The 12,271-nt window shown below is 72.3% G+C and carries 13 protein-coding genes; 10 read left to right on the plus strand and 3 right to left on the minus strand.

Annotated features, from left to right (window positions below; translation table 11 throughout):
• Positions 1-174 precede the first annotated feature (174 nt).
• Positions 175-855 (plus strand): hypothetical protein, encoded by a 681-nt coding sequence (locus tag R8Z57_RS15635; RefSeq protein ID WP_318354704.1) that lies wholly within the window; start codon positions 175-177, stop codon positions 853-855.
• Between the two features lie 32 nt (positions 856-887).
• The gene (locus R8Z57_RS15640) at positions 888-1,067 is read left to right on the plus strand and encodes a CsbD family protein (RefSeq protein ID WP_318354705.1); all 180 of its coding nucleotides are present in this window, start codon (positions 888-890) and stop codon (positions 1,065-1,067) included.
• A gap of 60 nt (positions 1,068-1,127) precedes the next feature.
• Here R8Z57_RS15640 and R8Z57_RS15645 read toward each other — a convergent pair whose 3' ends face one another.
• Complete coding sequence (locus R8Z57_RS15645) at positions 1,128-2,027, minus strand: LysR family transcriptional regulator (protein ID WP_318354706.1); 900 nt, start codon at positions 2,025-2,027, stop codon at positions 1,128-1,130.
• Between the two features lie 114 nt (positions 2,028-2,141).
• On the opposite strand from R8Z57_RS15645, the gene R8Z57_RS15650 reads away from it, so the two are divergent.
• The 8 genes from R8Z57_RS15650 (at position 2,142) to R8Z57_RS15685 (ending at position 10,885) form a co-directional block, all read left to right on the plus strand.
• Complete coding sequence (locus R8Z57_RS15650; protein ID WP_318354707.1) at positions 2,142-2,828, plus strand: type 1 glutamine amidotransferase domain-containing protein; 687 nt, start codon at positions 2,142-2,144, stop codon at positions 2,826-2,828.
• Between the two features lie 254 nt (positions 2,829-3,082).
• On the plus strand, positions 3,083-4,342 hold the full coding sequence (locus R8Z57_RS15655; RefSeq protein ID WP_318354708.1) for an ABC transporter substrate-binding protein: 1,260 nt from the start codon (positions 3,083-3,085) through the stop codon (positions 4,340-4,342).
• A gap of 74 nt (positions 4,343-4,416) precedes the next feature.
• On the plus strand, positions 4,417-5,355 hold the full coding sequence (locus R8Z57_RS15660; protein ID WP_318354709.1) for a sugar ABC transporter permease: 939 nt from the start codon (positions 4,417-4,419) through the stop codon (positions 5,353-5,355).
• The gene (locus R8Z57_RS15665; RefSeq protein ID WP_318354710.1) at positions 5,355-6,314 is read left to right on the plus strand and encodes a carbohydrate ABC transporter permease; all 960 of its coding nucleotides are present in this window, start codon (positions 5,355-5,357) and stop codon (positions 6,312-6,314) included. Before R8Z57_RS15660 ends, R8Z57_RS15665 begins: the two co-directional genes overlap by 1 nt.
• A 3-nt stretch (positions 6,315-6,317) precedes the next feature.
• On the plus strand, positions 6,318-8,258 hold the full coding sequence (locus R8Z57_RS15670) for a hypothetical protein (RefSeq protein ID WP_318354711.1): 1,941 nt from the start codon (positions 6,318-6,320) through the stop codon (positions 8,256-8,258).
• A gap of 46 nt (positions 8,259-8,304) precedes the next feature.
• Complete coding sequence (locus R8Z57_RS15675; protein ID WP_318354712.1) at positions 8,305-9,096, plus strand: ribonuclease activity regulator RraA; 792 nt, start codon at positions 8,305-8,307, stop codon at positions 9,094-9,096.
• A complete protein-coding gene (locus R8Z57_RS15680; protein WP_318354713.1) occupies positions 9,066-10,007 on the plus strand; it encodes an aldo/keto reductase in 942 nt (313 codons plus the stop codon). Before R8Z57_RS15675 ends, R8Z57_RS15680 begins: the two co-directional genes overlap by 31 nt.
• A complete protein-coding gene (locus tag R8Z57_RS15685; protein WP_318354714.1) occupies positions 10,004-10,885 on the plus strand; it encodes an amidohydrolase family protein in 882 nt (293 codons plus the stop codon). The genes R8Z57_RS15680 and R8Z57_RS15685 overlap by 4 nt, the downstream gene beginning before the upstream one ends.
• On the opposite strand, the gene R8Z57_RS15690 is transcribed toward R8Z57_RS15685, so the two are convergent.
• Together R8Z57_RS15690 and R8Z57_RS15695 are read right to left on the minus strand one after the other, a co-directional pair.
• Entirely contained in the window at positions 10,861-11,565 is a 705-nt protein-coding gene (locus R8Z57_RS15690; RefSeq protein ID WP_318354715.1) for a GntR family transcriptional regulator, read from the minus strand. The two genes, R8Z57_RS15685 and R8Z57_RS15690, sit on opposite strands and share 25 nt — an antisense overlap.
• A 30-nt stretch (positions 11,566-11,595) precedes the next feature.
• Positions 11,596-12,225: an SGNH/GDSL hydrolase family protein gene (locus R8Z57_RS15695; RefSeq protein ID WP_318354716.1), complete on the minus strand. Its 630-nt coding sequence runs from the start codon at positions 12,223-12,225 to the stop codon at positions 11,596-11,598.
• Between the last annotated feature and the right edge of the window lie 46 nt (positions 12,226-12,271).

Raw genomic sequence — 12,271 nt, forward strand, 5'->3', positions numbered from 1 at the left:
CATTCTGCTCCCCTCGCAGCGCCTGCCCGCCCTCGCGTCGTCGCCGGGCCATTCCGCAGCCGCGACCGCCTCCCGGGCCCCTGGCGACCCACCCCGGGTCGGCGGAGGTTACGCCGTTCTCGCCGCGATGGCAACCGGCTGAACCGCGACCCCGGCTGCGCCTACCGTCGCCGTATGAGCACCGATGACAGCCGCGACCCGTACCGGGCGGCGCCGCCCCGCAGCGCCGGACCCGCCGGCGACCGCGATGCCGACGGCGTCCCCGACCGCCGTGAGGCGTCCCTCCGCGACGCGGTCGTCGAGCGCGAGCACGAGAGGTTCGGCGGCTTCAAGTTCGGCTCCGCCTTCTTCGGATGGCTCACCGCGCTCGGCGCGCTCGTGGCCCTCACCGCGGTCGTCGCCGCGATCGGCGCGGCGACCGGACTCGCCACCCCGGAGGTCGTCGAGGACGCCGCCGAGGCGGCCACCGACAACATGGGCGCGGCGACCATCATCGGCGCGATCGCCATCGCCATCGTGCTGTTCGTCGCGTACTTCGCCGGCGGCTACGTCGCCGGGCGCATGGCCCGCTTCAGCGGTGCCAAGCAGGGATTCGCCGTCTGGCTGTGGGCGATCGTGATCGCCGTCATCGTCGCCGTGATCACGGCGATCGCGGGCAGCCAGTGGGACATCCTGGCGAACGTCGACATCTTCCCCCGCATCCCGGTCACCGCCGACACGGCGACGCTGACCGGCATCCTGACCGCGATCGGCGCAGCGGTGATCACCCTCATCGCCGCGATCCTCGGCGGCATGGCCGGCATGCGGTACCACCGCAGGGTCGACCGCGTCGGCCTCGGCGACAGCCGGGTCTGAGACCTCTATCCACACGATGAAAGGAGATGCCGATGGGCATGGGCGATGACATCAAGCACAACATGGAAGACATGAAGGGCAAGGTGAAGGAGGGCATCGGCGACGCGACCGACAACGAGCGTCTCGAGGCCGAGGGCAAGGCCGACCAGGTCGGCGCCAACCTCAAGAAGGCCGGCGACGACGTGAAGGACGCCTTCACCGACGACCGCTGATCTGCAGAGCGATGCCCCGGACCCGCAGTGGTCCGGGGCATCGCCGCGTCTGCGGCCGGATCAGAAGACGTCCCAGTCCCGGGCGCGCTCCGCGAGCAGCTCGATCACCCGCGTCGGCGCCGGCCCCACCGGCTCCCCCGCCCGGATCGCCAGGTGCAGCGTGTTGATCGGCGCCTCGTCGGGTCGGTGCAGCACCTCGACCGCCCCGGAGAGGATCGCGGGCTCGGCGAGGTAGCGCGGCAGCGCCGACACCCCCACCCCCGCGACGACCGCCGCCAGCACCGCCCGCAGATCGGGCACGACCATGGCGACCGCGTTTGCGGGCCGATGCCCGAACTGGCTGCGCCAGTAGCGCCGCACGATCGAGAGGTCGGCGTCGTAGGCGACGAGCGGCAGGTGCTGCAGCGCGGCGGCCGGTGCCTCCGCCGCGCGCTCCCTGTCGATGGTGCGGGCGAGCGCCGGCGCACCGACGAGCACGAACTCCTCATCGACGAGCCCTCGATAGCGGATGCCGCGCCGCGGCGTCCGCACGGACGACACCACCACGTCGAGGTCGCCGTCGGCGAGCCGCGTGAGAAGGTCGTCGGCGAGACCCAGGGCGAAATCGAGACGCAGGCCCTGTCTCGTCAGCGGCGCCAGGGCCGGCACGACGCGGGCGGCGATCACGTCGCTCGCACCTCCGATGCGGACGGCCTGCGGCGGGCCCGGGTCGGGCGTCGCCCACACGTCGTGCAACTGCGCGATCGGGCCGGTGACGCGGGCGGCGAGCGCGTCACCGGCGGGTGTGGGCGCGGCGCCGCGGGACGAGCGGACGAACAGCACGGCGCCGAGATCGGCCTCGAGCCGCGCGAGGCGCTCGCTGACCGACGGCTGGCTGACGCCGAGGCGCGTCGCGGCGGCCGAGATCGACCCGGCGCGGTGCACCTCGACGAAGGTGCGGAGCAGATCGAGGTCGGGCATGCGACATCCGTCCATCAAGAAATCTATGGCCTCAGCTCAGCATATGAAATGTCGCCGATGGTCGGCTCGTTCGACACCACGGCGGCTCAGACGGGGCCGTGACAAGGAGGAGACATGGCACACGTACTCATGGTCGTCACGGCGGCCGACGCGATCACGCTCGGCGACGGCACCGCTCACCCCACCGGTTTCTGGGCCGAGGAGCTCGTCGAGCTGCACCGCGGACTGGTCGCCGCCGGACACGGCGTCGACCTCGCGACCCCCGGTGGCGCGCGGCCGCCGGTCGACCCCGGCAGCCTCACCGGCGACGCGGAGGAGAGCTTGCGCGCCTACCTGGCCGAGATCGACGCACTGCTGGCGCACTCGCGTGCGCTGGCGGACGTCGCCGAGGGCGAGTACGACGCCATCGTGCTGCCGGGCGGGCACGGCCCGATGGTGGACCTGGCGGCCGACGCCGACCTCGGCCGTCTGCTCGTCGACGCCGTCGACCGAGAGGCGGTCATCGGTGTGCTGTGCCACGGCCCGGCCGGACTCCTGAGCGCGGTGCGCGAGGACGGGTCGTTCGCCTTCAGCGGCCGCCGCCTCACGGTGTTCAGCGATGAGGAGGAGCGCCAGGGCGGCCTGGGGGAGGGCTCGCCCTACCTGGTCGAATCCCGGCTGCGCGAGCTCGGCGCGCTCATCGAGCCCGGGGCGCCGTGGTCTGTCACCGTGGTCTCGGACGGCACGCTGGTGAGCGGACAGAACCCGCAGTCGAGCGTGGCGACGGCGCAGGCGATCGTGGACGTGCTCGCCGCACGATGAGGCGAGGGGCGCCGCCCTCGCGTCGAGATGGTGCGATGTCGCCGAGCCGCCACGCTCCGGGCGCCGACGTCGTGCTCGCTCGCCGAGATGGTGCGATCTCGACGAGAAGGGGACGGATGCCGCGGGCTGCGGCATCCGTCCCTCCAGGGCTCGCCGGCCCGGAGGGGGTGGCGAGAAAGTTCTATGCAAGCGATTATCGATTAGTGTATCTTCGTGCTGCAGACACAAGGGTCGTGCACACGAGAGGATCGACGATGATCAACAGACGTACCATCACCGCTCTGGGGGCGGTCGCCGTCACGGCAGTCGCGCTGGCGGGATGCTCTACGCCGGCCGGCGGGGAAGCGGACGGCACGACCGAGCTGCGCATGCTGGTGAACGTCACCCCGAACCTGACCGAGGAGTTCTGGAACGAGCTCGTCGCCCCGTTCGAGGAGGCAAACCCCGACATCGACGTGGTGATCCAGAACCCCGGCGCCGAGGGCGTCGCGGCCGCGGTCCCGCGCCTGCTGGCCGCCGGCGACGTTCCCGACATCGTGCAGTCGCTGCCGCCGTCGGTGGAGCTCGCTCCCGAGCTCGTCGACCTGACGGAGTACGAGTGGGCGGCCGAGGCGCCGCTGGCCGATCAGTACTCGATCGACGACAAGATCTACATGGCCGGGATCGGCGTGCAGCTGCAGAGCCTGTGGTTCTACAACAAGCAGGCGTTCGAGGAGGCCGGGATCACCGAGCCGCCGGCCACGGTCGAAGAGCTCGACGAGGCGCTCGCGAAGCTCAAGGAGGCCGGCTGGACGCCGATCCAGACCGGCGGCGACTGGATGTCGAGCCACGCGCTGCAGACGCTCGGCCTGCCCAGCATCATTGCGGAGTACCCGGACTGGTTCGCCGGCATGACCGACGGCGACCTGACCTTCAGCGAGACGTACGGCGACACCGTCGAGCGCTACGCGGACTGGGTCGCCGAGGGCTACCTCAACGCCGACGCGCTCGGCGTGAAGTACCCCGACGCCGAGCAGAACTTCCTCGCGGGCAACACCGCGCTGTACCCGATGGGCAGCTGGTTCGCCGGCACCGAGGCCAAGACCCCGGACGCCCCCGAGATCGGCGTGTTCCGCGGCCCCGCGGTCGAGGGCGTCGACAACCCCGCCATGGGCGCGAACATCGCGAGCCCCTACTCGATCATGAAGTCGTCGGAGCACCAGGACGCCGCCGCGAAGCTCGTGGAGTTCCTCGTGACCGACCAGGACGCAGTGGTCGCCCAGCTCGAGGTCGACGGCAACTTCCGGGACGGCTACGCGTACGAGACCACGCCGCTCGGCGACGAGCTGCTGGCGATCGTCGCCGACACGCCGGCGGCCGACTACACGCCGACCGGCCAGGGCTATGGTGAGCGCACCGTGCCCAACGGCTACTCCACCGAGCTCAACGCCCAGACGCAGGCGCTGCTCGGCGGCACCCCGGCGGACGCCGTGCTGCAGGCCATGGACGGCTGGTTCGCAGCCAACGCCGGCTGATCCGTCCTCACACCACCCGGGGCGCGACGCGCGACGCCGCGCCCCGGGCACCACTCACCGGAGGTCCACCGACGATGGCAGACACCGCGATCCGCGCCTCGCGCACGCGCTCGGCCGCACCCCGCTCCCGCACCCTCGCGACCTGGCAGCGCCGCATCCCCGGCTTCCTCATGGCGGCGCCGGCGGTGGCCGTCTTCCTCGCGATGTTCATCGTGCCGATGATCCTCGCGTTCGTGCTCAGCCTGACCGACTGGAACGGCTACAGCGTCAACCTGAACTTCATCGGGTTCGAGAACTACCTCCACGCGTTCCAGAACCCGCGCACGGTCAATGCCGCGATCTTCACGTTCGTCGTTGCCCTCATCGGCACCGTGCTGTGCAACGCCATCGGGCTGGCGGCGGCGGTGCTCATCGCCGGTCCCGGCCGGCCGAACACCCTGATGCGCACGGTGTTCTTCTACCCGTACATCATCAGCGCGCTGATCATCGGCTTCCTGTGGTCGGCGATGCTCGCCCCGCAGGGCGTCGTGAACAGCCTCCTCGCCCAGGTCGGCATCCCCGCTCTGCCGTTCCTCACGGACGTCACGTTCGCCAAGGCAAGCGTCATCCTCACCATCGTGTGGTCGCACTTCGGCTTCAACATGATCCTCTTCCTCGCCGGCATCAAGTCGGTGCCCGCCGAGTACTACGAGGCGGCGACCGTCGACGGGGCCACCCGCTGGCAGCAGTTCCGCAGCGTCACCCTGCCGCTCATCGCGCCGGTGCTGACCGTGAACCTCGTCCTCACGCTGGTCGGCCTGCTCAAGACCTACGACATCGTGCTGGCCCTCACCGACGGCGGCCCGGCCGGCTCGACGCAGACCATCGTCTACCAGGTGCTGAAGGACTCGTTCGCGCAGGCGAACCTCGGCTTCGGCGCCGCCCAGTCGGTGATCCTCCTCATCGTGACGGCCGTGCTCGGCCTGTCCGTGACACTCGCCCGCCGCGGCGCCGAGAAGAAGGTGACCGACTGATGACCCTCACGACGCAGACCTCGGTCAACCCCGCCGCCGAGTTGATGCTGGCCGACCCGCGCGAGGTCGGCGGCAGCCGGCGCCGCCGTCGACGCGGCGCCCGCACCGGCCCGCAGAGCATGCGCACCTCGGCCCTCGCCGCCACCGTGAAGTGGGTGCTCCTCGGCGCCGGGGCCCTCGTGATGCTCGTGCCGCTGTACATCATGGTGATCAGCGCCTTCAAGTCGCAGGAGGACATCCTCCGGCATCCGCTCGCCATCAGTCCCGAGATGTTCACGCTGGACTACCTGATGCAGGCGATCACGAGCGAGAAGTTCAACGTCATCGGCGCCTACGGCATCACGCTGCTGTTCGTCGCGCTGGTCAACCTCTTCTGCATCGCGCTGGCCGCCCCCGTCGCCTACGTCATCGCCCGCGGGCGGTCGAAGTGGCATCTCGCGCTGCTGCTGCTGTTCGTCTCGGGGCTGTTCATCCCGGGCCAGGTGACACTCATCCCCGTCGTGTTCGTGCTCCGGCTGCTCGGGCTGATCAACACGATCCCCGGATTCATCCTCTTCGAGACGGCCGCGACGCTGCCGGTGACGATCTTCCTGTTCGCCGCGTACCTGCGCACCGTTCCGCGCGACATCGACGAGGCGGCGGCGCTCGACGGCGCCGGACGCATCCGCGCGTTCTGGTCGTGCGTCTTCCCGATCATGCGGCCGATCGTCGCCACGGTCATCGTGCTCAACTCGATCGGCGTCTGGAACGACTTCGTCAGCCCGCAGGTGATCCTCGGCCCGAGCTCGGGCATCTACACCGTGACCACCGGCGTGTACGCGGCGGTCGGCGAGTTCTCGACCGACTACACCACCGTGTTCCCCACCCTCCTCCTCGCCATCGCGCCGGCCGTGATCTTCTTCATCATCATGCAGCGCCACATCATCGGCGGCCTCGTCGCCGGCGCCACGAAGGGCTGACCCGTGCCGGAACCCCGGATCCTCACCACCCCGCTCCGCGAGGTGCCCGCCTGGGCGGTGCTGGAGCGACGCCTGTTCGACGAGATCGAGACGGCCTGGCGGGCGTTCTCGGATCAGTACTGCGAGCCCGACGGCCGCATCCGCGGCGCCGGTGGCTTCGACTCCCGCGACGGGGTCGACGACCTCTACGAGCCGTTCTTCAACTGGCCCGCGTTCTACTCCCTCGGCGGCAGCGACGAGATCCTCGATCGCGCGAAGCACCACTGGGAGGGCGTGACCCGCCAGCTCACCGAGGCCGGCATGCTCACCGACGAGTACGAGAACGGCTACGACTGGTTCCACCAGGGCGAGTCGCTCCTCTTCTTCTACGGGCTGTGCGCCGCCGACCCCGCCGACGAGGCCTTCGCCGAGCGCGCCCGCCGGTTCGCCGAGCTCTACACCGACCCGGCCCACGGCAACTGGGACCCCGAGCGCAACATCATCCGCGCCCCGCACACCGGAGCGCGCGGCCCGCTCCCCGGTCTCGGGCCGGAGTGGCAGGCGTACTCCGCGGGGCAGGGCGAGATGCGGCCGTACGGCCTGCCGCTGGAGTACGTCCCCGGCGTCGAGCACTGGGAGGACCTCGAGGATCCCGCCGGCGCCGAGGCGATGGGCAGAGCCATGCAGCTGCTCGCGGCGGGCGACGTGCCGGTGAACCTCGCCGCGACGAGCCTTGCGGCAAACCGGTGGCTGTACGACGGCGACGCCGCCTCGGCGCAGTGGGTGACACGCTACGTCGACGGCTGGCGCGAGCGCGCCGCCGCCAACGGCGGCCTGCTCCCCGACAACGTCGCCCCCGACGGCACCGTCGGCGGGCTGCACGAGGGCCGCTGGCACGGCGGCCACTACGGCTGGACGTGGCCGCACGGCCTGCACTCGGTGGGCATGAGCACGCTGATCGGCGGCCTCAACGCCGCCCTGGTCTCGGGCGACGACGGCGCCCTCGACCTCACGCGCACCATGCTCGACACGGTGATGGAGCAGGGCGTCGTCGCCTCCGTGGCCGAGACGCCCTTCAGCCTGCGGGGCGGGGCCATGGCGCGACTGGGAGCGGATGCCGACAAGCCGATGCTGCTGGTGCCGTACCGGTTCGGCCGTCACGGCTGGTTCGACTACGGCCCCGTGCCGATGGAGCTGCCCACGTGGCTCTGGTGGTGGACTCGCGACCCCGCCGACCGCGCCCGGCTGCGCCGGGCGGTCGACGGCCTCCCCGGCACCGACGAGCCGGTGAAGCCGTTCCGCGACAAGGTCGAGGCCGGGCACGAAGCGCCCTGGCTCGCCTTCCTCGAGGGCGAGCTCGACGACTACCCGGTGCGCGCCCTCTCGATGGCGCTCGGCCAGGTGGCCCGCCGCCTGGCGGTCATGCAGACCGAGGTGCTCGACCCCGCGACCGTCCACCTGCACTTCTGGCAGCGCGTGAACCCGGTCGTCACCGAGGTGCTCGGCCAGCTGATCACCGGCACGCCGCAGGTGCTCTACAACGGCGGCCTCCCGTTCGCGGCGGTGGCCTACGAAGACGCCGACCGCCGGCGCCCCGGTCTGCCGCCGGATGTCGCCGCCCTCGTCACCGGACTCGACGGCGACCGCATCGAGCTCGAGCTGGTGAACCTGTCGTCGACCGGCGTGCGCCGGGTGCGCGTGCGGCCCTCCCGCTTCGGGCAGCAGCGGCTGGCGGCCGTGGTCTCGAGCGGTGAGCGCGACGGCGACTGGCCCGGGCGCTCCACGGCCTACGTGTCCGCCGCCGGCAGCCCGGTCACCGAGACGGCGCACCTCGACGCGGCCGACGTGCTCGTCGAGCTGCCGCCGTCGCACCGCGCCACGCTCACACTCATCACCGCCCCCGCCGCGGGGCGGCCCCGCCACGTCGGCGCCGCCGCCGACGCCTCGATCGGAGCGGCCGGGTGATCCCCGCGCCCGCCGCCGATCGGACGACCCTCACGAGGAGGACCACATGACCGACATCACCACCCCGCTGCCCCGGCCGTCGCTGCGCCTGCCGGTGCGCGGCGAGCCCTTCGAGCGCGCGAGCCTCGACGCGATCACCGGGCTCGACCGCGTCTCGTCGGCGACCGCCTGCGCCAAGCTGCACGGGCTCGGGGTCACCCGGTCGTTCGTGGAAGGCCCTCGTCCGCTGCAGCCGGGTCAGCGCATCGTCGGCTCGGCGATCACGCTGCAGTTCATGCCGCAGCGCGAAGACCTCGCCTCGGGGCTCGGCCAGGAGTACGTCGAGCGCCACACCGCGCTGTGGGCCGTCATGGAGACGGTGCAGCCCGGCGACGTCCTGGTCATCCAGGCGTACGGCAGCCAGTTCTCGGGCTGCATCGGCGACATCCTCGCCCGCTACTTCCAGCGCAAGGGCGGTGTCGGCATCGTCGTCGACGGCCGCATCCGCGACTCCGGCCGCATCCGCGACCTCGGGCTGCCGGTGTGGTCCACGGGCGTGACGCCCCACTACGCCTCGCAGTCCGAGCTGTTCCCCTGGGCCTACGACGTGCCGGTGGCCGTCGGCGGCGCGCTGTGCCTGCCGGGCGACCTCGTCGTCGCCGACGACGACGGCCCCGTGATCATCCCGCAGGCCATGGCCGGCGAGGTCGTCGACTCGGCCCGCGACCACGAGGAGTGGGAGGTCTTCAGCCGTCACCGCCTCGACGAGGGCGCGCGCCTCAGCGACTACTACCCCCTGACGCCCGACACCCGCGAGGAGTACGAATCGTGGCGTTCCGCCCGGGCCTTCGCCCGCTGACCCCGACGCCCGGCGCCTCCGGCACGCTGGGCCTCGGCTGCGCGCCGATCGGCAACCTGTACACCGCCGTCGCCGAGGCCGACGCCGTCGCGACCGTCGAGCGGGCGCTGGATCGCGGCATCCGCTTCGTCGACACCGCCCCGCACTACGGCGCCGGCGCGAGCGAGCAGCGGCTCGGGCGGGCGCTTGCGGGGGTGCCGCGGGACTCCGTCGCCATCGCGACCAAGGTGGGCCGCCGCATCGTCGACGCCGACGGCCGCGACGTGGCCGTCGGCGACGTGGGCACGGGCACCGTCGGCGACCTGTCACGCGACGGCGTGCTGCGCAGCCTCGAGGGGAGCCTCGCGCGGCTCGGCACCGACCGCATCGACCTGCTGCACCTGCACGACCCGGAAGACGTCGAGGAAGCGCTGCGCACCGCGATCCCCGCCCTCGTCGAGCTGCGCGACCAGGGCGTCGTGCGCGCGATCGGCGTGGGGATGGTGTGGAACGAGCCGCTCGCGCGCTTCGTGCGCGAAGCGCCCGTCGACGTCGTGATGATCGCGGGCCGCACGACGCTGCTCGACCGCACCGCCGAGGCCGATCTGCTGCCCGCGGCACGCGCACACGGCGTCGGGATCATCGCCGCGGGCGTCTTCAACTCGGGCATCCTCGCCGACCCCGAGGGTGCGCCGTACTTCGACTACAAGCCGGCCGCGACCGAGCTCGTCGAGCGCGCACGCCGCCTCGACGCCGCGTGCGCCGCGCACGGCGTCGCGCTGCGTCACGCGGCCGCCCGCTTCCCCCTGCGCCGTCCGCCGGTCGAAGCCGTCGTGATCGGGGCGCGCACGCCCGCCGAGGTGGACGACTTCGTCGACGGCGCCGCCGCCCCGATTCCCGACGCGCTGTGGGACGAGCTGGAGCGGGCGTGAGCCTGGCCGTCGTCGACGCCCACGTCCATCTGTGGGACGTCGACGCGGTCCCCCTGTCGTGGTGGCGTCCCGACCTCGGCCTCCCTCGCGCGGCGCTCCTCGACGATCTGCTCGCCGTCACCCGCATGGCGCCGTCGCGGGTCGCGCGGGCCATCGCCGTGCAGGCGGCCGACACGGCCGAGGAGGCGGAATGGCTCGCCGGCACCGCGGCGGCGTCGCCGTTCCTCGGCGCCGTCGTCCTGCAGTACGACGCGAGGACGGATGCCGCCGCCTGGGCGGGCATGGCGCAGCCCGTCATCGACCGCACCGAGGCCGGCGACATCCGCGCCGAGGCCGGCCACATCCGTGCCCGGGTGGGCGGCATCCGTCTCGCCACCCCCACGGGCGCTCCCGACTTCGGCGACGTCCCGGGGCTGGAGTCGCTCGCCCGCGGCCTCGGCGCGAGCGGCCGCGTGCTCGAGCTGCTCATCCGCTCCGAACAGCTGCCGGCCGCCGCCGACCTCGCGGCGCGGCATCCCGCCCTCGCCGTCGTGGTGTGCCACCTCGCGCTGAACGGCGAAGCGCCCGACGCCGAATGGCGTGCGGTTCTCGCCGCCTTCGCGCGGCAGCCCAACGCCCGGGCGAAGGTCTCGGGGCTGGTCCGGGGCGGCAACGGCGACGACGCGCGCGTGCGCACCGCGCTGGCCCACGCGTTCGAGGTGCTCGGGCCCGAGCGCCTGATGTTCGGCAGCGACTGGCCGGTCAGCGCGCGCTTCGCGGGCTACGGCGAGGTGCTCGAGCGCACGGCCGCCGCCCTGCCCGCACTCGGCGCGGATGAGTCGCAGGCGTTCTGGGCCGGCACGGCGAACGGCTGCTACGCGGTCGCACCCTCGGACTGAGCGCCGGCGGAGGCCCCGCCGTCCGCGTCGTCGAGGAGCGTGCCCGCCGCGTGAGCGCGGAAGAGCCGCGCGCAGGCGTCGCGATCGTCGCCCGAGAGGTGGTCGAGGAGGCTCCGGTGCCACTCGGCGACCTCGTGCCAGTCGCCCGAGAACTCCGGGTCGCCCAGCACGTGCAGCGAGCGCAGGCTCGGCTCGATGATGTCCCACATGCGCGGGAGGTAGGCGTTGCCGCTCGCCTCGATGACGGCGCGGTGGAAGGTGAAGTCGAGCTCGCGGAACTCGGTCAGATCGCGCTCGGCGGCCGCGGCGTGCATGCCGTCGATGAGCGCGACCAGGTAGGCCTGGGTCTCGTCGTCGAGGCGGCGCCACGCGAGGGCGCCGGCGAGCTCCTCGAGGGCCGCGCGCGCGATCTTCGCCTGCTCCGCCTCTTCGGGCGTGTAGCTGGCGACGAAGTTGCCCTGGTGGCGGATGTGGGTGACCAGGCCCTCGTGCGACAGACGCTTGAGCGCGTCGCGCACGGGCGCTTGACTGACCTGCAGGCGGCGCGCGAGCTGCGATTCCACCAGCTGCTCACCCGGAGCCAGCGTGGTGTCTTTGATCATCGCCTTGATGAGGTCGTAGATCTGATCGGAGAGCAGACCGCGCTTGAGCCCGGTGAACGAGGTGAGCGGGTCGGTCATCTGCCCAGGGTACTTCATAATCGACAATCGTTAATCCCTTCGCGCGAGCGAGTCGTACGCGGCCAGCCAGGCGTCGGCGATGACGCGAGATCCGCGCGCGGTGGGGTGCACGCCGTCCGGCGCGATCGCCGCCACGCCCTCCCGGTCCGCGGCCGCCGACATGAGGTCGTGCAGCGGCACCAGCGCCGCGTTCGCCTCCGCCGCGATCCGGCGCACCACGTCCCGCTTGGGATCGAGGTCGTCGAGCCATGCCCGCTGCTCCGCCCGCACCGGAAGGAAGAACGGCTCCATCAGGATCAGCGCGCCGGCGCCGCCGGAGTCGGCGATCAGCGACCGGTAGGTCGCCTCGAAGGCCTCGGCGCTCGTCGGGTCGTCCTGGTCGAAGCGCCGCCACATGTCGTTGACCCCGACGAAGATCGTCAGCACGTCGGCACCGTGCGGCGCGACATCCTGCTCCCACCGCCCCGCGAGGTCGACGGCGCGGTTGCCGGCGATGCCCACGTTGACGACACGGACGGATGCCTCGCCCCGGCCGAGCTCGTCTGCGACGAGGCTGACGAACCCGTCGCCGAGCGAGCCGGCGTCGCCGCGGTCGCGACCGGCGTCGGTGATCGAGTCGCCGACGAAGACGAGGGTGGATGCGGGTGCGGGTGTGGTCATGTCGGTGTCGCTCCTTCGCGGTCTGGCGCCATCCTAGGCAGGCGCA

Origin of the sequence: Microbacterium sp. M3 (assembly GCF_033548675.1) — a bacterium.
Lineage (GTDB): Bacteria > Actinomycetota > Actinomycetes > Actinomycetales > Microbacteriaceae > Microbacterium > Microbacterium arthrosphaerae.

What these genes read in the sequence shown, in the direction of transcription:
- R8Z57_RS15660 (WP_318354709.1), top strand. Translation starts at nt 4,417, where the DNA reads ATGGCAGACACCGCGATCCGCGCCTCGCGCACGCGCTCGGCCGCACCC.
- R8Z57_RS15650 (WP_318354707.1), top strand. Translation starts at nt 2,142, where the DNA reads ATGGCACACGTACTCATGGTCGTCACGGCGGCCGACGCGATCACGCTC.
- R8Z57_RS15640 (WP_318354705.1), top strand. Translation starts at nt 888, where the DNA reads ATGGGCATGGGCGATGACATCAAGCACAACATGGAAGACATGAAGGGC.
- R8Z57_RS15675 (WP_318354712.1), top strand. Translation starts at nt 8,305, where the DNA reads ATGACCGACATCACCACCCCGCTGCCCCGGCCGTCGCTGCGCCTGCCG.
- R8Z57_RS15645 (WP_318354706.1), bottom strand. Translation starts at nt 2,027, where the DNA reads ATGCCCGACCTCGATCTGCTCCGCACCTTCGTCGAGGTGCACCGCGCC.
- R8Z57_RS15690 (WP_318354715.1), bottom strand. Translation starts at nt 11,565, where the DNA reads ATGACCGACCCGCTCACCTCGTTCACCGGGCTCAAGCGCGGTCTGCTC.
- R8Z57_RS15635 (WP_318354704.1), top strand. Translation starts at nt 175, where the DNA reads ATGAGCACCGATGACAGCCGCGACCCGTACCGGGCGGCGCCGCCCCGC.
- R8Z57_RS15655 (WP_318354708.1), top strand. Translation starts at nt 3,083, where the DNA reads ATGATCAACAGACGTACCATCACCGCTCTGGGGGCGGTCGCCGTCACG.
- R8Z57_RS15665 (WP_318354710.1), top strand. Translation starts at nt 5,355, where the DNA reads ATGACCCTCACGACGCAGACCTCGGTCAACCCCGCCGCCGAGTTGATG.
- R8Z57_RS15695 (WP_318354716.1), bottom strand. Translation starts at nt 12,225, where the DNA reads ATGACCACACCCGCACCCGCATCCACCCTCGTCTTCGTCGGCGACTCG.